The following is a 21,667-nucleotide window of genomic DNA, read 5'->3' as shown; positions in this document are numbered from 1 at the left end:
GTTTTACTCCTCCTAAGCTGTGATATCTCGTTTAGTAAAGACGAACCAAGTTAGGGCGATGAAAAATACATAGTGAACTGCTAATACTGCGATGGAAATCTCTAGTGTGAGTCCTGGTAACGTTTGAACTCCGTTAAAATATGGTTCCAGATCAATATTGTTCATAAGAAGATACTTTGCCCAACTAAATTTGGTAGCGAGGATATAAGAGATGGTGCCACCTATAAAATACATCGCAAGACCGATACCAACTGCCATAGCTTGATTGCGGAAAATAGTAGAGATGGCAAAGCAAAGAGTGACGATCATAAGCAGTTGGACAAAGGCAAAGCCAAACTTTTGAAGTAGGTTCATCCATACGTTTTGTTCGTGAACGACGCCATCCTTGTAAATAAGAACGTTTTGCAAGATTCCATCAAAGCCCAATAGCAAGCCGCCAATCAGCACCGCACCTAGTGTGACAACTAAAAGACAAAGTAAGGAAAAGGAGATCGTGACGATATATTTAGCCAGCAAGATCTTCCAACGCTGATATGGTCGTATTGCTAGGAGCTTAATCGTTCCCCAACTAAATTCACTGGCGACAATACCTGCGGAAATAATAACCGTAAAGATCGAGATGAGAAAATAAACTTGATCTGTTCCCGATAGAAAGCGATTGGAAGCAGATGGTTTTAGGTCATGATCAATTCGATATTGGTTTTTTGCGATACTTTCTTGATGCATGCCTTTCATATGGGAAGGGAGACTCGTTTCTGCTTGTTCCCATTTTTGATTTTGATCAGCCAAGATTTGCTTCCAATCATCTCGGTATTCACTAGCTTGTTTATTGTCGATTGCAAAATAGACAATAGGAATCAGCAGAAAAATAATCATGATCCAAGTGCTAATACGCCGATAGATTTTCATATTTTCATTTTGAATAAGTCCTATCATATTTCTCCTCCTGAATGTCTGTATGTAGAGTGTAGTTTTCCGCTCTTTCTATTTGTGATGAAGTGTTGCGTCAAAAGAGGGTCATAGAGAATATATCAAGGTTACCTTAACAGGAGTGAAACAACAGAATAATAGCAGAGAAAATCTGATAACTGGCGAAAAGGAACAGGAAGTAAAATGGAGAATGTTTGGAGTGAAAGACCAGAATGGTTATATAGTCTATTGTCCCAATCAGATGGTATAAGAGGACTGTCAAGGAGAAGAAAGAAAAAGTCACCCAACAATGCGGCTTTTTGTTTCGAAAAGCATAAACATTCGGTATCATAAGAGTATAAATCAATTTAAAAAGGAGTTTTAAATTTATGAAACTACGAGAGTTTATTTCTCTCCCACTTTTCATACTAATGATCCCATTACTAATACCTGGCATTATAGATGATTTTTTTGGTATTTTAGACCAATTACTTGATTTGATCATCGCAGTATTTGAGTTTGCGGTAGATATTATTGCCTACATTCTGGCATTTTTCCGAGCTATCTTAAACATCTTTACCGGTGGTTAATAGATACATTAGGGAGAGAATTTCATTTGCATAGAGACCTACTCGTGCCTTTTATAGGGGAAATTGATTTCTACCACACTATTATGCTATCGAACTCCTCTTGGCTTTCTCTCCTTATCTCATTACGCTACAATATAGGCATAGCTACCTCGTACATAACAGGAGGATTATCAAATGACTCGCAGTTACAAGTTATCCAAAGAATATTTTGCAGAAGCAGTACAATACATACCAGGTGGGGTAAACTCTCCTGTTCGAGCGTTTCGTTCGGTGGAGATGAATCCGATCTATTTGGAGCATGGAGAAGGTTCTCGTGTCTATGATGTAGATGGGAACGAATACATAGATTATATCGGCTCATGGGGGCCTCTTATTTTAGGGCATGCTCATCCAAAGGTAATTAGTGCTATTCAAGAGACAGCAGCCAAAGGGACTAGTTTTGGTGCGCCTACCGAGTTAGAAACAGAGATGGCAAAGCTAGTAATCGAGCGTGTCCCTTCCGTTGAGATTGTCCGAATGGTGAATTCTGGAACAGAAGCAACAATGAGTGCATTGCGTCTTGCCCGTGCCTATACCAAACGGAATAAAATTGTAAAGTTTGAAGGTAGTTACCATGGTCACTCAGACAGTCTCCTGATCAAAGCTGGATCTGGAGTGGCAACACTAGGGCTTCCAGACAGTCCAGGTGTATTGGAAAATACAGCTCAGCACACACTTACGGTACCGTACAACGATTTAGATAGCTTCCGCATGGCCTGTGAGAATTTTGGCGAAGATATTGCGGCTGTAATCGTAGAGCCAGTCGCAGGTAATATGGGAGTGGTCCCTCCAGAACCAGGATATCTCGAAGGGTTGCGTGAGATAACAGAGCAGTATGGTATTGTGCTCATTTTTGATGAGGTGATGACCGGATTTCGGGTAGGCTACCACTCTGCGCAAGGTCTTTACGGGGTAACTCCAGACCTGACTACGATGGGAAAGGTGATTGGAGGAGGTCTCCCTGTCGGTGCCTATGGTGGTAAAAAAGAGATCATGCAGATGATCGCTCCATCGGGACCTGTTTACCAAGCGGGTACTCTTTCAGGAAATCCACTTGCCATGGTTGCGGGGATCACCACCTTGCGAGAAATGACTCCAGAACGTTATGAAGAACTAGACCAAAAAGGGGCATATCTAGAAAAAGGCTTGCGTGCCAATGCAGAAGAAGTAGGGCTTCCATACCATCTCAATCGGGTTGGCTCGATGGTTTGTATGTTCTTCACAGAAGAACGAGTGATCAATTACGATCAAGCAAAAAAAGCAGATACCAAGTTGTTTGCTAAGTACTTCCGCTTGTTAACAGAGAACGGTGTGATGATCGCACCGTCACAATACGAGGGAATGTTTATTTCGACAGCTCATAGTAAAGAGGATTTGGCAAAAACGCTAGAGATTCATCGTACGGTATTGAAAAAATTAACCTCATAATAAAGAAGAGAGACCTATTAGATTGGGAATGATCATCCAACTAGTATGGTCTCTTTTTGTATGAATTAGTAGTTTATAGATGGGTAATAAATTGTTCTACTTCCATACTTCGATGTTCCCATGTATTTTCTAATGCATATTGGATACGTGATGGAGCATCGCCTGGATTAATCAGTCGCTTTTTTATATGCGCTAAAAATTGCTCATGGGTAGTAGCTATATCTATATGTGGTTGCATGAGGCGACTCTCTGGCAAATCAGTAGAGATCGTAGGAATTCCAGAAGCAAGGTATTCATAGGCTTTGACCGGGTTGGTTGCTAGGGTAACAGAAGTAATTCGAAAGGGAATCATACATATAGAAAATCTTTTTAGATAGTGAGGAAGAAGGAGATGTGGTTTGAATTCTAGATACCGAACATTGGGCAAGTGTGAATGTTGAAACTTTCTACCAAATTCTGGTCCGATTACTGCTACTTTTATTTTCGTGTCCATAGTAGAGATTTTTTTGATTAGTGTCTCATCGACCCATGGCGCCCATGCTCCAATATATCCCACCCATTTTGTCTGCTCTTCTTCCTCCCAATCAACAGGTAGGGGAAGTTTCTTTCTTTCATGCAGTTTCATTTCAGGATCATAGGCATTGCGGATTAAAGCTAATTTTTTCGTTGGAAACATGTTTTTTATACGTCTATACAAGCGTTCCGAACTGCATACAATCCCATCAGAGAGTGTAGCCATTTCCTTTTCATAGGGCATCCAATCAGAGAATTCATCAATACAATCATATATAACCCAATCAGCCTGATAGGATGGAATAGTGGATGCAAGTTTTGGGTAGGAACACCAAATTCCAATAGTTTGACCTGACTTTCGTAATTTAGGTAACTCATTGTATAACCAATTAGTATGATTATGTACAATATATAAATTTGGCTGGACTTGCTCTGTTCGTTTATTTTGTTGTGTTTTGTTGCAATAATATATAATATTTCCCCTTTTAGATAGTTGAGATAATAATTGCTGGGGTCTTTGTTTCATCCAATCCCAATCAATCGTTGGAGGATAAATTATAATCATTTGAATCCCTCCATAATCGTTACGTTACTATTTCATCCTTACCCTGTGGATTCTCTTTTTAGAAGCACATATTGGTCACAGCAATCATATCGTGATCATAGTTGAGAACGGGGAGGAGTTTTTAGTGCTTATCTTTATTCAAGAAAATGACAACCCGCTTGCACTAAAAAAGACTCTCCATTGTTTACATCCCTTCGCAAACCATTTCCGAATTGTCCCGTTATCTACCGATATTGCAACTCATATCGTTACGTATCTTGATCAATACGATGAGCCTTTTTTTCTCGCTTTCCGAGCAGGAGATCAGATAAAAGCTACTTTTTTCGATATGTTGGAACAATGGATTATCGACTTACCGAATGACTTTGCTGGTGTGATGATAGATCATGAAGAGAATAATCAGTTCCCGTTTCTTTGGAGAACAAAGGCAGTAAAAGAAGTTCCAGTGAATCAGTGGGGGTTTATTCCATTTGAGCGTTATGTGTTTCATAAATTGCATTCCTGCCTAAAACAAAACTGGAAATGGCAGAAGGTCAAATTAGGAGATAGGCTATCAAACTCACGAAAAGACCCTGTTTGGATGAAACGATCAACTGAATGGAGTTTCATTCAACCATTTCTGTCTCAACCCAATCATTCCGTGATTCTTCCTAAACCGGCCATTGTTTGCTCAAACATTATTTGCAATGATAAAAGATCTGCGTCTTCTGCATCAATCTCTTTAGAAAAGATAGATTTAAATAATTCCCATTTCACCGATTATTATATATAATGAATCTGTTCAAATCCTACAGCGTGATAGAGGATATCAAATCATGGTGTCTTTTATCATGCTGTAGGATGGTTGGACGTTTGTCTAGCCTGAATCAGCAGCAGACCTAAAATGGAAAGGTTGCTGGTTTATTATGAAAGGTAATTTAGGATTTGCTGGAGTTGCATTCGGATTAATTTTACTAGTGTTTGCAGTATTTGTTTTCTTTGTAACCCTTGGAATCGCAGTAGTGGTAGGACCTGAAGTTATCGTACCCGGATCGATTGTAGCACTTCTTTTACTGTTCATTGCCTTTGCCTACATCAAATTTGGTGTTAAGTAAAGGGGCTAGACCGACACACCTCTTAGTGGTGTGTCTTTTTTATTGATGGCAGGTTAGCTTATATTGAGTCAAAGATGCTGTTATCAATGATCATTATCTTATTTGATTGATAACAGATAAGATCATTTTTGCACGGCTTTATCTGGATGGGGTAACATGATTCTTTCTTCTCGTCGTTTTTTTCTCAGATAGTACCGATCCCGCGCTTGTTCATATTGTTGTTTTTCTTCTGCACTTTCTGGAATTACATTTGGTACCGAGGTAGGTTTTCCATTTTCATCTAGTGCTATGAAGGTCAAATACGCCCGAGATGTTAACTTTCTTTCACCTGTGAGTAAATTTTCCGATTCAACTTTTACAAATACCTCCATCGAAGTTTTATGAACCCACGACACACATGCTTCTAAGACAATAGCTTCCCCTGTTTTGATGGGAGCTAGAAAATCAAAGTTGTCGCTTGAAACGGTAACGACAGGTTTGCGACAGTGACGCATAGCCGCGATACACGCAATTTTATCTGCATAAGCCATCACTTTCCCACCGAAAATGGTATTGTGATGGTTAGTATCAGGTGGAAATACAAGGTATGTCGACCGAGTTCTCGATTCACTAATAGTTTTCGCTTGCTGTTGCATATCAAATCTCCTTATTTTGAACAACTGTAATGAAAATAAGGCTAAGTATCGAAGTTGATAAATGATAGGAAGAAATATTATTCTTTGATGTTTCTATTACGAAGTAGGTGTCAATTGGTTATGTGAAATATCTGTATCAACAATGCAAAGAAAAAATAAAAAGACATTTCTAACGGTCAAATAGAAAGTTAGAAATGCCTAATAATCAGTGACAGATATAAAACTCTAGTACTGTTATCACCATTCTAACACCTCCCTATCTCTCGTAGGTTAAGCAGTGTTGTCGAAACAGGCAGGTATCCTGACTTGAGGATATTATCAGCAATTTGCCTTCCTAATTTTTGGACGATCAGTGGCAATTTGTAGTGCTGACTCCTCTTTCACAGTGGCGGGACCGTGTCGGATTTTCACCGAGCTTCCCTTTTCATCCTTGAATTTTTTTGCTCAAGGAACCTGTCTCCACTATATAGAGTTGTTATAATAACACCCAATCAAACTGAAGCAGTTAGATGGTATACATGTTTAACATAGCATACAATTAACATATTCACATCCTGTAATACCTCAAAGATCCTATTCCGTAGAAGTTTTTATTTAGACGAGTCTTGCGGAATCTATTTGTAAATTCAACTAGACCAACTGACACTTTTACCTCGAGAGGTGTCTTTTTTTCTGTCTATTTCGGCTCTTGTCCTCATCTCGCGGTATACCGCCAGATGAGTCGCATATAGATAGAACAATACCAAACCGCCGATTTCTTGTGCCATATGAAAACGGAAGGTAAGAAGGAGGGAAACTTCTTGGAAAACCAGTTTCAACAACTGCGTTTTAACATCTCTGAGAAAGTCCGACTGCAACCGCAGCAGGTCGGAATTCGAACACTTTTGGAATTAGATCTGTATCCAGATGTGGAGATCCAAGATGAGGGACAACATCTTAAAATCCAAGGTTATCTTCGCTTACATGGACAGTATTTAGGAGATCAGTTGGAGTATACAGAAAGTATGGAGGATGCAACTACTCTTCAATCCGAAGAAATTGCATATGTCATTCCGGTAGAGATCACCTTACCGGCGGACAAGGCAGCGATCGACTACATAGAGGCAGAAATTGAGTCGTTCGACTATCAAATCCAATCGGAGTTTGAGCTTCAGATTGATGCCATCCTTACGATAGATGGAATCTTACCAGAAGAGACAGAAGTAGCTCCATCAGTGGTAGAAGAAGTGAAAACAGAAGATAATCCGTCCTATGAGCGTTATGAGATGGATACAGAAATAACCAAACCACTTAAACAGGATGAAGAAGTTCAGGAAGACTTGCTAGATACAGAACAGGGAGAGTCACTAAAAACAGAACAAGAAAAGTCACTAGATGCAGAACAAGAAAAATTACAAGATACTGATCAGCCTAGTGTGATTATACGGGCGGAAGAAGAAATTCCTGCTTCTGAAGTAACACCAGAAAAAGTAGAAGAAAAACAGATACTCCCAGAAGAGAAGGTTGTGCCTGCTGTCGAAGAGGTACCTTCACAGGAATCAGTATTTACTCCACAACAAGATTTGAAGATCGAGATCGAAAAACGAGAATCAAACCATTTAGAGTCAGAAGTGGAGCAACCAGAAGAATTGGAAGAAGAGGTGCATGATGAAGGAGTAAGTTTAGAGGAACAGACAGATACACCAGCTTCCACTCCTCTTCCATCAGGACAATGGTCCAATTGGCTGATTCGTAATCGCGAGGATGAACAATTTACACCGATGCGAATGGTAATCGTACAACAAGATGATACATTGGATTCGCTAGCAAGTAAGTATGAGGTATCGGTCAATACCCTTGTATCATTTAATAATTTAAGCACAGACCGTCTTGAACAAGGACAGATCATTAAAATCCCTGGCACCAAACGTGTCGGCTAAAGCAAGGGGGGAGGAAATTGCGAGAAGGAACACCTCCTGAGTACCATAATGAATTATGGAGTGCTATTGAAGCATTTGGCTGGAAACCAAAAAAGGTAGACTTATACTCTGGTGTATACCGAGTCGAAGTCGATGACCGTATCTATGCTCTAAAGGCAAGTAATCGCTCAAGAGAAAAACTATTATTATTCCACAAAATGAGTTCTGATTTACAGGATCTAGGGTATCCTCATCTACTGACTTGGGAAAAAAGTGTGAGTGGTGAGCAAATTGTTCAGACTGGAAAATTGGTATGGTATGCAACGGATTGGATCCAACCATTTGATCCAGCCAGTATCGAAAGTGCTATTCCACTGGTTCAATCCTTAGCAACGTTGCATCGGTTAGCAGAACCGATCGCAGCAAAATTCCCAATTCTCCATCAACAGGAAAAAGAACAGTACTTGGATCATCTCCGAGAACGTAAAGAAAAATGGGAAAGCTTTGTTCAGCAAGCTTCTTCACCAGAGTATCCATCATCTGTAGATCGTTTAATTGAAGAAAATTGCGAAACGGTCGATAAGTTGTTTACTTTTGCATTACGTGGGATGGAGAAATTTTTGGAGAAAGAGCAGGGTGTTTTTCCTCGTGTCACCTTATGTCACAAACGCATTCATCCAAGCAATGTAGTGGTGCAAGATGAGGATCAATTCTACTGGATTGATTGGGATCATGTTCAATTAGATACTCCTGCCAGAGACTTGGCCTTTTTCCTTAGACGGTTTTCTAATTGGGAAAACCCAGAAGCGATCTATCAAGCCTACGAAGAAGCCAATCCTCTATCGACGAAAGAAAAGAGACTCTTGGCAATTTATCTCGCGTATCCTGAGCGGTTTTTAGCAAAAGTGACCGATTATTATGAAGCACCACGTGTGTCAACGGAAGGAGAGAGTTGGCAAGAGATTCAAGAGGAGTTTCAAGTCTATCAAAGTTTTTATCCTCTTATCACAGAACTATGGTCTGCTAAAAAAACAGAAGAGCAAACAACTACAGTCAAACAGGAGACTCAAGCTAAAGCAAAATCAGTTGTCAGAAAAGGGAATTCGCGGGTTGCTTCCTCTCGTAATGGAAGGAGAAGGACTCGGAAAGGCTAACCAAGAGACTCCCAAAGGCGGGAGTCTCTTTTTGCTCACCGTGTAGCTAGTTACTATTGTTTAGGGAGATTCTCCTGTGAATGGTGTCGTATCTCCCGAAGCCATTTTTTCAGCTTCCAGATGGGATAGGTGAGCGTAATGATCCATAAAAGCTCTCGTAGCACTGGGCTCACATCCTTTTGTCATAGGGTAAATAATTTGGTTTAGGGAAACATTTAAATTCTTAAAATCATTATATGTTCATAAAGATGCGAAAAGTTCTGGGCGAAAGTGTGGAAACTACCTAAAAAACAGACAAACATCCTCGGTTATGTTAGAATGGGAAAAGCATTTTGGAAGAACGAAAGGAGCATTTTAAAAGCAGATGGAAAATCAGAATGTGGACAAAGGCGGACAAGTGATGAAAAACGCAGCCAAAAAATTGTATCGAGGGTTATTGTTCATTCTCTTTCTTGCCATCATGATGCTCTGTACCGTCCTCGTTCTAACATTTCTCGCGGACCCACAAGGAATGTTAGAGACGATTAAGAAAGCCTTTGGACTAAACAGTTAAAAAACATTGTACTTGTTATATTTTTTTCCCGTACCCGTGACGATGGCAGTCACGGGTTTTTATTTGGTTCAACAGAAGAGAAGTTTCAGATTCCTAAAATAAGGAGAGGCAGATAAGATTTCTGACTTCCCGTATAGTGGGAGTCTTTTTGTATTTAACTAGGGGCGCTATCTTATATCTCTTTTGCAATAGTAGAATATTAGTCGATTTCATTAAGTTTTTTTATTACTAGGAGTATAATGGGTAATTATTACGTTTCTCTAAGGGAAAAACGAATGGAGCTTTGTTATGCTGCAAAAAATGAATCAACTGTTGGGAAAGTATTTACCACTCCTTACTCCTGCCAGTGTTGGCGTCGGAATTCTTTTAGCGGACTATTTACATCATCTTGCTTTTTTAGTTCCTTGGTTTTTTGCTGTAATGACCTTTTCTGGAAGCCTGAAAAGTAGCTTTAAATCGTTACAAGACACGATTACGCATCCTGTTTCGATGCTAATTGCATTAGTGGTGCTACATGTCATCACTCCCTTGTGGGCTTATGGAGTTGGTCTTGTAACTTTTGGCAATGATCACGATATGATTATCGGATTGTTACTTTCCGTCGTAATCCCGACAGGAGTAAGTAGTGTCATATGGGTGTCGATGTTAAAAGGAAATGTTGCATTGACTTTATCTACCATTTTGATTGATACTGTTTTATCTCCGTTAATTGTGCCATATAGTTTAAAGCTGTTTTTGGGAGCTAGTGTGCATTTTTCCATGGCGGGAATTATCCAAGGGTTATTTACGATGGTAGTACTTCCATCCATTCTAGGCATGGCGTTGAATCAATATACCTCTCCATCGTTTACTAATAATCTTTCTTCTAAATTAGAACCATTCTCGAAGTTAGGAATCGTTGCGATCGTTTCTATTAACGCTTCCGTCGTTGCTCCTTACTTCAAAGAAGTGAATTTAGAACTCGTATCAATTGCAGCCACTGTTTTCTTTATTGCTCTATCTGGTTACTTTTTTGCTTGGATGATTGGGAAACTGCTAAAAAGGGAACCAAATGAGATTATCGCATTGGTCTTTACAGGAGGAATGCGTAATATCAGCGCTGGTGCTGTTATTGCGGTTGGGTATTTTGCCCCTAGAGTAGCTTTGCCTGTTGTAGTAGGAATGTTATTTCAACAACTGTTAGCATCTTTTTACAGTACATTATTAAAGCGTACTTACTTTAAAAAGAATAGTGAATTAGATTTAGAGTTACAGGCAAAAGAAAAGGCAATCTAGCTATTAATAGACGACTCCCATGTATATTGGGGGTTTTTTTATCCACCCGATGACAGTTAGAGGAAAGACTGCCAAAGTAGGAATCGATGCGACAGCTCCTAGCCCACGACCGTACGCATTCAAGCGATTTCAGGTGTTAGATGTTGATTTAAAGGATATTGATATTAAATAGAGATCGAATATTGTTTGTTTTCCGATTGTGACGATACAAATAGATGGATGATCTCTTGCAGACAAAGATTAGGATGGTGAAAAAACTTGCTAGAAGACAAAGTAGTGATCGTAACAGGAGCTGGTTCTGGTATCGGGAAAGAGATTGCAAGGGAATGTATCGGAAAAGGCGCAACTGTGCTAGCTTGCGATCTAAATGAAGTAAAACTACATCAATTATCCGAGGAGATTGCCTCTAATAGGTTATCAACATATTCCCTTGATGTTTCAGACCTCAGACAGGTAGAGGGTTTCTTCCAACAAATATATGAATACCATCCTCGTATCAATGCGCTAATTAACAATGCAGGGATTTATTTTGGGAAAAGTATGTTAGATTACGAAGAGAACGAAGTAGATCAAGTACTCAATGTGAATGTGAAAGGGTATATTTACTTCACCAAATTTTTCGCCAAGATGCTACTTCAGGATAAAAGAAAAGGTTGTGTTGTCAATATCTCATCTGTTTCCGGCGAAGAAGGAAGTTCGGATGCTATATATGGTTTGTCAAAAGCAGCGATTCTTGGTTTGACCAAAAGTAATGCAATCAATTTTGCCCCGTATATTCGAGTTAATGCAGTAGCTCCAACAATTGTAGATACATCTATGATGGAACAGATCCCTAAGTGGAGAAAAGACCAATATGTAAACCAAAGTTTACTTCAAAAGTCACTTCTACCGAGTGATGTTGCCAACAGTGTGATTTTTTTACTATCCGATTTGGCAGGCAATTATACTGGTGCGACACTTGATATTAATAATGGTTGTTATTTACGATAAATGGGAATACAAATATACCAACAAAAAAGAGTTACTCCTAGCGAGTAGCTCTTTTTTGTTTTGTATGAAAAAAAGGCAATAAATCAATATTACTTAGAGAATATATCGTGTTAGAGAAAAGGATACGAGATAGCATGGATATCTTACTAGCCATTATCCCTGCCATTACGTGGGGAAGTATCGTCTTGGTCAGTGTCAAGCTAGGGGGAGACGAGTATAGTCAAACACTAGGTATTACCATTGGAGCATTGCTTTTTTCTATCGGAATTTATTGGTTTAGTAATCCTAATCTCTCTTGGACGGTTCTAATCGTTGGTGCCATCTCCGGATTTTTTTGGGTCATTGGTCAGCTAAATCAGTTAGCAACAGTTCGCTATTTAGGTGTATCGAAAACGGTTCCTATTTCTACCGGAATGCAACTTGTCGCCACTACTTTGTTTGGAGTTCTCATTTTCAGAGAGTGGACGACTACTATCAAAATCGTACTAGGATCAGTTGCGTTGGTACTGATTATTGTAGGTGTTCTGCTCACTTCTATTGAAGAAAAGGAAAAACAAAACTCAAATACAGAAGAGGCCGATTCTCGTAAAAAACTGCGAAAGGGTATTCTCACGTTATTAATTTCCACAGCAGGATACTTGGTCTATGTCGTCATCATTCGTTGGTTTGAAGTCGACGGATTTGCCGCTATTTTACCGCAGGGGGTTGGAATGGTGGTAGGAGCAATTCTCCTTACAGCACGTCATCGGCCCTGGAACCGTTATGCCCTTCGCAATATATTAGCAGGATTCATCTGGGCAACAGGAAATCTGTTTCTCTTTCTCTCGCAACCGAAAGTTGGGGTGGCAATTAGCTTCTCTCTTTCGCAGATGGGGATTGTGATCTCCACCTTTGGCGGAATTTTCTTCCTGGGAGAGAAAAAAAGCCGACGTCAAATGGTCTTTATTACCATTGGAAGCCTCTTGATCATCGCAGGTGGTGTCTGTCTTGGCTTTGCCAAATCATAATCAGTAGGAGGACAGTATATGTATGCTGATTTAGCTGGAAAAGTAGTGGTAATTACAGGATCATCGACAGGACTAGGTAGAGCGATGGCCAATCGCTTTGGACAAGAGAAAGCAAAAGTGGTTATTAACTATTTTGGAAAAGAAGAACAAGCTAAAGAGGTACAACAAGAAGTCATCAAAGCGGGTGGCAATGCGGTTATAGTGCATGGGGATGTTACCAAAGAAGAAGATATAAAAAATTTAGTGAATACAGCAGTGCAAAATTTTGGCACACTGGATATTTTTATTAACAATGCAGGAATTGAAAATGAAGTTGTCTCCCATGAACTAACCCTTGTGGATTGGGACAAAGTGATCTCCACCAATCTAACAGGAGCTTTTCTCGGATGTAGGGAAGCATTGAAATATTTTGTCGAAAAGCAGATTCGTGGAAATATTATCAATATGTCTAGTGTTCATGAACGAATTCCATGGCCTTACTTTGTTCACTATGCAGCAAGTAAAGGCGGGATGAAGCTCATGACGCAGACGCTTGCTATGGAGTATGCTCCCAAAGGGATCCGGATCAATAATATCGGACCTGGTGCCATCAATACACCAATCAATGCAGAAAAATTCGCCGATCCCAAAACCAAACGAGAAGTGGAGAAGATGATTCCACTTGGTTATATTGGCAAACCCGAAGAGATTGCAAATGTTGCCGCTTGGCTGGCCTCATCGGAGTCTAGTTATGTAACCGGAATTACCCTATTTGCTGATGGTGGGATGACATTGTACCCTGCGTTTCAGGCAGGGAAGGGGTAAGTGAACAAATGGAGCCGTTCTCACGAATAGGCTCTTTTTTTTTTCTAGGAACCTATCATTCCTACAGTAGTAAGTACTTTCGTTTTTTTGACAATTCAACATGAAGGGTTGATAATAAAAATATGAAAAGTCTTAATTTTTGAGGAGGCGTTTATGTTGAAAAAGATTATAATCGTTTTTTCTATTTTCTTTATTACACTCTTCCAAAGTGCATGTAGTTCTAATTCACAAAGTGATCCAGAAGAAACATTAAAAGAAATCATTACAAAAGCAACATCAGGTGATCCTGTCCAAATGCTACAAGCAGGTTCGTTAATGTACAATATCAATACTCGTTCTGAATTAGTACAGACACAAGTGGAACATTTCAAAGAGCATCAAGAAAAGGGAGAAGTCATCAAAGAAAAGGTAAAACTTCTCATAGCAGAAAATCCGAATTTACCCCAAACGGAAACGTATAAGCATTATGTTGTATATCTTCCACCAGAAGAAGCCAATAAGCTGAAATCTAAATATGCATACTATAGAGCAGTGAAGGATCTCTCTGAAGGCGTACTTGTAGGTTTAATTCAAGTGGATGAGAAATGGTATTTAGACCTTGCCTACGAAAATCTCGACGACACTTTTAAAGAAACTGCACCTACTGGAATAGAAAATAGTAAGTTAGATTGGACAGAGATCGAACAAGAGATGAGTATGTCGTTTGATAAAGTGCCATATAATAACTAGTAAAGTTTTTTCGATATTCTACGTAGGCATGGTATTGTTGAGAAAGATGTTTACTAGTGGGTTTGACATTTACTATTGCTATCTCATACAATACCAGTACATAATATTTGCATATATATGTGCGATGAATGGGAAGAGTAGATACTCATCACCTTTTAGAGAGGGAGGCTCACTGGCTGCAAGGTCTCCTAAGGTAGAAGTGTCGAATGTCACCCAGGAGCAGTCTGTCTGAACTTGTTTAGTAGGATAGACCGGATGATAACCGTTAACGAATGAAGTGCATTGGGTAGCTTGTTTAAGTTGCCTGATGAACAAAGGTGGTACCGCGAAACCAAGCTCTTTCGTCCTTTGAGGATGGAGGAGCTTTTTTATTGGGCTGGGTTTTGTAGGTTGGTTGGCTATCTAGGGAGTAACTTCTATTCTGATGAGAGTGCTCCAAACCGGAACCTCTTCGCCGCTCGAATAGCCAAAAGAAGGCAAATTCGCTCTGAAGAGGAACCGGTTCTCCGCTAGGTTGGCAAGTTGGCTACTGTTTTAGTGGACTTAGTTAGTGTATCTAACCAAGACATGCAAAGTCTAAGCGAAGGAGATGTGTCTCTCCAAAGCGAACTTGCCCAAAAAGGCTATTCGAGCGGCGGGGAGATACAGCCTCCGAAGCGCGCAACCACGAACAAATGTGTTTGAGGACCGACTCACCTATTGTTTTTTTGAATCTATGGAGACAGATTGTATGTTTTTATAGCTACAACATCGCCTATCATCGCAAATTATTATCTTTTTATCTGGAGGGAATGACATGGCAGAAGAGAAGAAGCTTCCTACTGCTTACGAACCAAAAGAAACAGAACGTAAGTGGTATGACTATTGGTTGGAAAAGAAATTTTTTGAAGCAGGAGACAAATCCAAAAAGCCCTACACCATTGTGATCCCACCACCAAACGTAACAGGGAATCTACACATTGGACATGCGCTGAACAACACACTACAAGATACCTTAATTCGGATGAAGCGGATGCAGGGATATGATGCACTCTGGTTACCTGGGATGGATCACGCTGGGATCGCTACACAATCTCGTGTTGAGGCAAAACTTCGTGAACAAGGCATTAGCCGTCATGATTTAGGCCGTGAGAAGTTCGTAGAGCAAGTTTGGGAATGGAAGGGCGAGTATGCTCAAAACATCGCCAACCAATGGCGCAAAATGGGTGTTTCTGTCGATTACTCACGTGAGCGTTTTACGCTGGATGAGGGGCTGTCGGATGCGGTAAAAGAGGTCTTTGTTCGTCTCTATGAAAAAGGACTGATTTATCGTGGAAAGTATATTATCAACTGGGATCCAGCAGCTCGTACAGCACTCTCGGATATTGAAGTTATATACAAAGAGGTAAAAGGGGCATTACATCATCTGCGCTATCCATTGGTAGATGGTACTGGATACATCCAAGTAGCTACCACTCGTCCAGAGACGATGTTGGGAGATACTGCAGTTGCGGTTCATCCTGAAGATGAGCGCTACCAACACCTAATCGGAAAAATGGTAAAACTACCAATCGTAGATCGGGAGATTCCTATTATCGCGGATGAATATGTGGATCCTGAGTTTGGTAGTGGTGCGGTGAAAATTACTCCTGCTCATGATCCAAACGACTTCGAGATGGGACAACGTCATAACTTGCCGATGATCTTGGTGATGGATGAGTCGGGTGTTATGAACGAAAATGCTGCTAAATATCAAGGGATGGATCGTTTTGCTTGCCGGAAACAAATTATCCGTGATCTGGATGAACAAGGTGTCTTGATCGAGATGGAAGAGCATGTGCACCAAGTAGGGCATAGCGAACGTTCGGGTGCTGTCGTAGAACCATATCTTTCTACCCAATGGTTTGTGAAGATGAAGCCACTTGCAGAAAAAGCGATCTCGCTACAAAAAGAGGGCGACAAAGTTCAATTTGTTCCAGACCGTTATGAAAAAATTTATATGCACTGGATCGAAAATATTCACGATTGGTGTATCTCTCGTCAGCTTTGGTGGGGACATCGTATCCCTGCTTGGTATTGCGAAGATTGTGGTGAAATGATCGTTTCTCGCGAGGAAGTGACTCATTGTACCAAATGTAACGGTAGTAAACTTCGCCAAGACAATGATGTATTAGATACCTGGTTTAGCTCGGCTCTCTGGCCATTCTCTACGCTTGGCTGGCCTGCTAAAACAGAGGATTTAGCTCGTTATTATCCAACGGATGTTCTTGTAACCGGCTATGACATCATTACCTTCTGGGTATCACGGATGATTTTTACCGCACTGGAGTTTGTTAACGAAAAGCCATTCCAAGATGTTTTGATCACTGGACTTGTTCGGGATGCCGAAGGACGCAAGATGTCCAAGTCGCTAGGCAATGGGGTTGACCCAATGGAAGTAATCGACCAATATGGTGCTGATGCAATGCGCTATATGCTCTCGACTGGTTCTGCACCAGGATATGATATGCGTTTCCGTGTAGAGCGGGTAGAGATGGCACGTAACTTTGCCAATAAAATCTGGAATGCCTCACGATTTGCTTTGATGCATTTAGAAGGCGTGACAGAAGCCGAAGTAGCGTTAGATCAATATGTCGATCATTTTTCCATTTCAGATCGTTGGATCTTGCACCGTCTCAACGAAACGATTACCGATGTGACACGACTTTTGGAACGCTACGATTTCGGAGAAGCAGGCAAAGCACTCTATAGCTTTATCTGGGATGATTTCTGTGATTGGTATATTGAATTTGCCAAGATGCCGTTATTTGGAGAAGAAGAGCAAGCCAAAAAGACAACTCGTGCCGTTTTAACGCATGTGTTGGATCAGATGCTTCGTCTGTTGCATCCAACGATGCCATTTATCACGGAAGAGATTTGGCAACACCTCCCAGTCCAAGGAGAGAGTCTCACCATTGCAGCATGGCCGGAAGCCAATCCAGCATTTGATGCTCCACAACAGGTTCGCGAGATGCAAGTATTGATTGAAGTAATTCGCTCCATTCGTAATATCCGGGCGGAGATGGAAGTACCACCAAAACATCAAGTGGAACTATTAGTACGTCCGGAACCAGATACAGCTAATGTCTTTACCCAAAACGAAGCAGCAATCTCTCGTCTTTGTGGTATTGAGAAAATGACGGTTCAAGCTGATCTGGAGCGTCCTGAACAATCGATGACGGCGGTTGTAACGGGTGCAGAGCTGTTCCTTCCATTAAAAGGACTGGTTGATCTAGAGCAGACACTGGCTCGTCTTCAAGTAGAGTGGAAAAAACTCAACTCTGAAGTAGAACGAGTGGAAAAGAAACTCTCCAATCCTGGTTTTGTAGCCAAAGCACCTGAGAATGTAGTAGCTGCTGAACGTGCTAAAGGAGAAGAGTACAAAGAAAAACGAGATAAAGTAAGTGCTCGTATTGAAGAAATTAAAGCGGCGAAATAAAGAAAACAAAAAAGGGCTGCCAAGTTGTCGGTAGCCCCTCCTTTTGTGACAACCTGCCTGTTTTTATTGACGAATGAATTTCAAATATGCAAAATGGACAGAGTATAGGTTTTGATGGGAATGATACCGAAATAATGGAAGGAGGAAGATGATGTTTCAAGATGTATCAGAAGCTATTACTTGGATCGAGACACACACCAGCCCTGGCATACGCCCAGGTCTACATCGGATGGAATCTGCTCTAGCTCGATTAGGTAACCCAGAGCGACGATGTAAGTTTATCCATGTTGCAGGAACCAATGGAAAAGGATCTACTTCTGCCATGATCGCTTCCGTGTTACAGGCTGCAGGATACAGGACAGGTATGTTTGTATCACCTAGTATCCTTGGATGGAGCGAGCAGATCCAGATCGATGGTCAACCGATTTCAGAAGAGAGCTTTCTTCATTGGGCGAATCATCTGCGTCTTGTAATAGAACAGATGGTAGCAGATGGAGAAGAGGCGCCAAGTCCGTATGAATTTTGGACACTGCTCGCCATTTGTTATTTTGCGTTTGAGTGTCCTTGGTTTATCGTTTGGGAGACTGGGCTTGGAGGACGTTTGGATTCAACCAATGTCGTCTATCCACTTGTTTCGGTGATCACCCAGATCGGAATAGATCATAAGGAATATTTAGGCGATACCATCGAGCAAATCGCTCGTGAAAAAGCTGGTATTATCAAACAAGGAGTGCCTGTGGTCATTGGCAACTTGCCAGTAGAAGCAAGACACGAAATAGAGAAAATCGCCAAAGAGAAAAAGAGTACGCAATATCAATATGGGCGTGATTTCCATGCAGAGGCAGTGACACAAACCTCATCTGAACAAGTAATTCATTTTGATAATCGCTATCGTAAACTGGAAAATTTACCACTCGCGCTACTTGGCGATCACCAAGTAGAAAATGCAGCAAATGCCCTTATGACACTGGAAGTATTGCGTCAAAATTATATGACGGTGTTGACAGATGAAGATATTGCAACAGGATTGGCAGAAGTTCGTTGGCCTGGTCGTTTGGAGAAGGTGGCAAGTGAGCCGACAGTTGTCTTGGATGGTGCGCACAATGAACAAGGCGTATCAGCGCTAACCACAGCAATAACCCGTTTGTATACATATGATCGTCTCATTCTCATATTGGCGACTATGAAAGAAAAGGATGCAAACCTTTATACTCCTCTAGTGGAATTAGCGGATCATCTCGTGTTGACAGAAGTGACGGACAATCCACGTACGAAAACGTCAGAATCTCTTTTAGCAGAGATAGAGTCGCTACATTCTACGATCCCGATGGAATCTTTTTCCCAAGTGGAACAAGCAGTAACTTTTGCAAAAGAAATAGCGAAACCTTCGGACCTGATCCTAATTACAGGCTCACTCTACCTCGTTGCGGAGGCGAGACCATTTTGGATGGGGAACCGATAGGCGAACGCTGAATACGTTGTTTACAGAAAAGGTGGGTGATCCTTTTGGACAAAAAACGAGTTCATTTTGTTGGAATTGGTGGATATGGTATGAGTGCCATCGCTCGTGTCTTGTTGGATCAAGGTTACGTCGTGACAGGATCGGACGTAGCAGAGAACAAACTAGTAGAAAAGTTGATGGAACATGGTGCGAAGATTACCATCGGTCACGATGCATCACTCGTAACAGGGGCAGATACGATCGTATACTCTTCCAGTATCTCTCCAGAGAATGTTGAACGGGTAGCGGCGGCTGAGCAAGGAATTGAGATTTTGCATCGTTCCCAAATGCTAGCAAGAATTTTAAACGATAAAAAGGGGATTGCCGTAGCAGGAGCACATGGCAAGACGACTACCTCCTCCATGATCGCACAAACGCTGGAGATTTGTGGCGCAGATCCTACCTATGTCATCGGTGGGGAAATCGTTGGTCTTAAAGGGAACGCCAAAGCAGGTAAGACCGACCTCGTGGTAGCGGAAGCAGATGAGAGTGATGGCTCGTTCTTGGAATATTTCCCGTATATTGCGGTAGTGACCAACATTGAACCAGACCATCTAGAAAACTATGGGGGAGATTTTGAGAACCTCAAGCAAGCATATCGTGACTTTCTTGGACAAGTGCGCTCGGATGGTACGGCAATATTGTGTTGGGATGACGCTTATGTTCGCGATATGGCGAAAGAGGTCAAAGGTTCCTTTGTGACGTATGCTTTGGAAGAGCCAGCAGACTTTATGGCAGTAAATCTTCGGGAGAACAAACGTCAGATTACGTTTACTGTTCAGCAAGGAAGCGAAGTACTAGGTGATGTTACCTTGCAGATTCCTGGGAAACATAACGTTGCCAATGCGCTCGCTACCGTTATCGCTGCACTTCAAGTAGGAATTCCGTTCCAAGCGATTGCTGATGCACTATTCCAATTCCAAGGAGCGAAACGACGCTTCCAAGTGATCGGGGAAGTGGAGGAGATTTTAGTAGTAGATGATTACGCACATCATCCAACGGAGATCGATTCCACATTAAAAGCAGCAAAAGCCGTTGAAAAACGGATTGTCTGTGTATTCCAACCACAGCGATATTCCCGAACTCATCTATTGATGAAGGAATTCAGTGAAGCCTTTGGTGAAGCAGATGAGGTTGTGATCAACAGCCTCTATGCACCAGCGGGTGAACAGCCAATTCCAGGTGTTAGTGCCGAACGATTAACGGAAATGATTCAGGAAAATAGTAATGCCAATACTCGCTTTATCCCTACGAAAGAAGAGGTAATCGACTATCTGATCGAAAACACCAAACCAAATGATCTTGTGATCACGATGGGTGCCGGAGATATTTGGCGCGTATCCCATGGATTGGTTCCTCGTCTTCAAGATAAATATAAAGCATAGTCGGATATATAGTCATACTGCACCGCTTCACAATGTGTCTATAGAAGCGGTGCTTTGCTGTGAGAATAGCTAGAAGGAGTCATATACAAAATTCTCTTCTTTTTTTAAACTAGAATAGTAATTATGATTGTTTTAACGAAATCAGTAGTGCCGATTAGCTAAACGTATACAGTGGTTGCCTGGAGCATGATTTTTGCTTTCCAATTAGGTTGTACCTTACGAAGAAGTAAGAAAGGTCGCTTCTTCAGCCCGTTTCAGGCGAGGTCCCTATCCAAGACAAGGGGGGCACAAGAAACTCGGCTGACGCCTCAAACAGTGGGACCTCGTGGGAAGGATCACGAGCTGTCTCCGTTGGGTAGTGGTACAAAAGCATTTCAGGTTAAAAATCAGCTCCCTAATCTTTGAAAATAGACACTACTGATGGAAAATGATGGAGGTAGCAACGAATGAAACTTTTTCGCAAATGGATTCCTACCATGATCTTAGGTGCGACCCTTATTTTGTCCGCTTGTAGCAATGGACAAGGCCACTCAGAACATCATGTGCACCAATCTGGATCACAGCAACCAACCCAAGAAGGTGCTAACGATGTTTCCAACCTTAACTGGATGGTACCTGCTTTTACCTATACCAACCAAACAGGACAACCTTTTAGCTCTACACAACTTCAAGGTAAAGTCTATCTGGTTGACTTCCTCTTTACCCGTTGTCCAGACGTCTGCCCACCATTGACCGCCAATATGGCTAAGATACAGCAAGAGGCCAAAAAAGCAGGAGTTGATCTCCAGTTCATCTCTTTTAGTGTCGATCCAACTTTTGATAAAGCTGAACAGCTCAAAACGTTTGGCGATAGCGTAAAAGCAGACTACATCAACTGGAACTTCCTAACAGGATATACTCCAGAAGAAATCCAAAAAGTAGGAAAAGAGACCTTTAAACAAGAGATCAAGCAATTGACAGGAATGAAAGAGGGAGAAGCGGTCACCTTCCAACACCCGACTACCATGTATCTGGTAGATGGCACAGGAAAAGTGCGCAAGCTCTATGATGGCATGGCCCCTAATCCAAAGCAGATCGTGGAAGATGCGAAAGCAGTAATATCAGAGAAATAAGCCTTATCTACCAAAAAGAACGAATCCTC

The 21,667-nt window shown here is 41.3% G+C and carries 19 protein-coding genes, 1 riboswitch and 1 other annotated feature; of the genes, 16 read left to right on the top strand and 3 right to left on the bottom strand.

Annotation, left to right across the window (positions count from 1 at the left end):
• Positions 1-12 precede the first annotated feature (12 nt).
• Positions 13-936 carry an ABC transporter permease subunit gene (locus VJ09_RS05460; RefSeq protein ID WP_044640595.1) on the bottom strand — a complete coding sequence of 308 codons (924 nt, stop codon included), beginning with the start codon at positions 934-936 and terminating at the stop codon, positions 13-15.
• Between the two features lie 362 nt (positions 937-1,298).
• On the opposite strand from VJ09_RS05460, the gene VJ09_RS05455 reads away from it, so the two are divergent.
• Together VJ09_RS05455 and hemL are read left to right on the top strand one after the other, a co-directional pair.
• A complete protein-coding gene (locus VJ09_RS05455; protein ID WP_044640594.1) occupies positions 1,299-1,499 on the top strand; it encodes a hypothetical protein in 201 nt (66 codons plus the stop codon).
• Positions 1,500-1,673: 174 nt separating this feature from the next.
• Positions 1,674-2,966: a glutamate-1-semialdehyde 2,1-aminomutase gene (gene hemL, locus VJ09_RS05450; protein WP_044640593.1), complete on the top strand. Its 1,293-nt coding sequence runs from the start codon at positions 1,674-1,676 to the stop codon at positions 2,964-2,966.
• A gap of 73 nt (positions 2,967-3,039) precedes the next feature.
• On the opposite strand, the gene VJ09_RS05445 is transcribed toward hemL, so the two are convergent.
• A complete protein-coding gene (locus tag VJ09_RS05445) occupies positions 3,040-4,044 on the bottom strand; it encodes a glycosyltransferase family protein (RefSeq protein ID WP_044640592.1) in 1,005 nt (334 codons plus the stop codon).
• 124 nt (positions 4,045-4,168) lie between these two features.
• On the opposite strand from VJ09_RS05445, the gene VJ09_RS05440 reads away from it, so the two are divergent.
• The gene (locus VJ09_RS05440; RefSeq protein WP_044640591.1) at positions 4,169-4,816 is read left to right on the top strand and encodes a hypothetical protein; all 648 of its coding nucleotides are present in this window, start codon (positions 4,169-4,171) and stop codon (positions 4,814-4,816) included.
• Positions 4,817-4,949: 133 nt separating this feature from the next.
• Positions 4,950-5,138: a hypothetical protein gene (locus tag VJ09_RS05435; RefSeq protein ID WP_044640590.1), complete on the top strand. Its 189-nt coding sequence runs from the start codon at positions 4,950-4,952 to the stop codon at positions 5,136-5,138.
• A 122-nt stretch (positions 5,139-5,260) separates the two neighbouring features.
• Here VJ09_RS05435 and VJ09_RS05430 read toward each other — a convergent pair whose 3' ends face one another.
• Positions 5,261-5,773, bottom strand: coding sequence for an acyl-CoA thioesterase (locus tag VJ09_RS05430; protein WP_044640589.1), 513 nt, complete (start codon positions 5,771-5,773; stop codon positions 5,261-5,263).
• A 274-nt stretch (positions 5,774-6,047) separates the two neighbouring features.
• Positions 6,048-6,245: riboswitch (cobalamin riboswitch) on the bottom strand.
• Between the two features lie 328 nt (positions 6,246-6,573).
• Here VJ09_RS05430 and VJ09_RS05425 point away from each other — a divergent pair.
• The 12 genes from VJ09_RS05425 (at position 6,574) to VJ09_RS05370 (ending at position 21,638) form a co-directional block, all read left to right on the top strand.
• Positions 6,574-7,692: a LysM peptidoglycan-binding domain-containing protein gene (locus tag VJ09_RS05425; protein ID WP_044640588.1), complete on the top strand. Its 1,119-nt coding sequence runs from the start codon at positions 6,574-6,576 to the stop codon at positions 7,690-7,692.
• Between the two features lie 17 nt (positions 7,693-7,709).
• Complete coding sequence (locus VJ09_RS05420) at positions 7,710-8,825, top strand: phosphotransferase (protein ID WP_044640587.1); 1,116 nt, start codon at positions 7,710-7,712, stop codon at positions 8,823-8,825.
• A gap of 364 nt (positions 8,826-9,189) precedes the next feature.
• On the top strand, positions 9,190-9,378 hold the full coding sequence (locus tag VJ09_RS05415; RefSeq protein ID WP_044640586.1) for a hypothetical protein: 189 nt from the start codon (positions 9,190-9,192) through the stop codon (positions 9,376-9,378).
• Positions 9,379-9,666: 288 nt separating this feature from the next.
• Entirely contained in the window at positions 9,667-10,653 is a 987-nt protein-coding gene (locus VJ09_RS05410) for a bile acid:sodium symporter family protein (RefSeq protein WP_044640585.1), read from the top strand.
• 258 nt (positions 10,654-10,911) lie between these two features.
• Entirely contained in the window at positions 10,912-11,643 is a 732-nt protein-coding gene (locus VJ09_RS05405; RefSeq protein WP_044640584.1) for an SDR family NAD(P)-dependent oxidoreductase, read from the top strand.
• A 134-nt stretch (positions 11,644-11,777) separates the two neighbouring features.
• Positions 11,778-12,650 carry a GRP family sugar transporter gene (locus VJ09_RS05400; RefSeq protein ID WP_044640583.1) on the top strand — a complete coding sequence of 291 codons (873 nt, stop codon included), beginning with the start codon at positions 11,778-11,780 and terminating at the stop codon, positions 12,648-12,650.
• An 18-nt stretch (positions 12,651-12,668) separates the two neighbouring features.
• Positions 12,669-13,454 (top strand): glucose 1-dehydrogenase, encoded by a 786-nt coding sequence (locus VJ09_RS05395; RefSeq protein WP_044640582.1) that lies wholly within the window; start codon positions 12,669-12,671, stop codon positions 13,452-13,454.
• A 153-nt stretch (positions 13,455-13,607) separates the two neighbouring features.
• Positions 13,608-14,183 carry a hypothetical protein gene (locus tag VJ09_RS05390; RefSeq protein WP_044640581.1) on the top strand — a complete coding sequence of 192 codons (576 nt, stop codon included), beginning with the start codon at positions 13,608-13,610 and terminating at the stop codon, positions 14,181-14,183.
• 115 nt (positions 14,184-14,298) lie between these two features.
• Positions 14,299-14,535, top strand: a binding site (T-box leader).
• A 444-nt stretch (positions 14,536-14,979) separates the two neighbouring features.
• Positions 14,980-17,640, top strand: a complete 2,661-nt coding sequence (locus VJ09_RS05385; protein WP_044640580.1) for a valine--tRNA ligase — start codon at positions 14,980-14,982, stop codon at positions 17,638-17,640.
• Between the two features lie 148 nt (positions 17,641-17,788).
• Complete coding sequence (locus VJ09_RS05380; RefSeq protein ID WP_044640579.1) at positions 17,789-19,102, top strand: bifunctional folylpolyglutamate synthase/dihydrofolate synthase; 1,314 nt, start codon at positions 17,789-17,791, stop codon at positions 19,100-19,102.
• 38 nt (positions 19,103-19,140) lie between these two features.
• A complete protein-coding gene (gene murC, locus VJ09_RS05375; protein WP_082050515.1) occupies positions 19,141-20,526 on the top strand; it encodes a UDP-N-acetylmuramate--L-alanine ligase in 1,386 nt (461 codons plus the stop codon).
• Between the two features lie 446 nt (positions 20,527-20,972).
• Positions 20,973-21,638, top strand: a complete 666-nt coding sequence (locus tag VJ09_RS05370; protein ID WP_044640578.1) for an SCO family protein — start codon at positions 20,973-20,975, stop codon at positions 21,636-21,638.
• Positions 21,639-21,667: the final 29 nt, after the last annotated feature.

Source organism: Risungbinella massiliensis (assembly GCF_000942395.1).
Taxonomy (GTDB): Bacteria; Bacillota; Bacilli; order Thermoactinomycetales; family Thermoactinomycetaceae; genus Risungbinella; species Risungbinella massiliensis.
The sequence above is the reverse complement of the archived record's forward strand: the minus strand, read 5'-3'. Positions and strand labels throughout refer to the sequence as shown.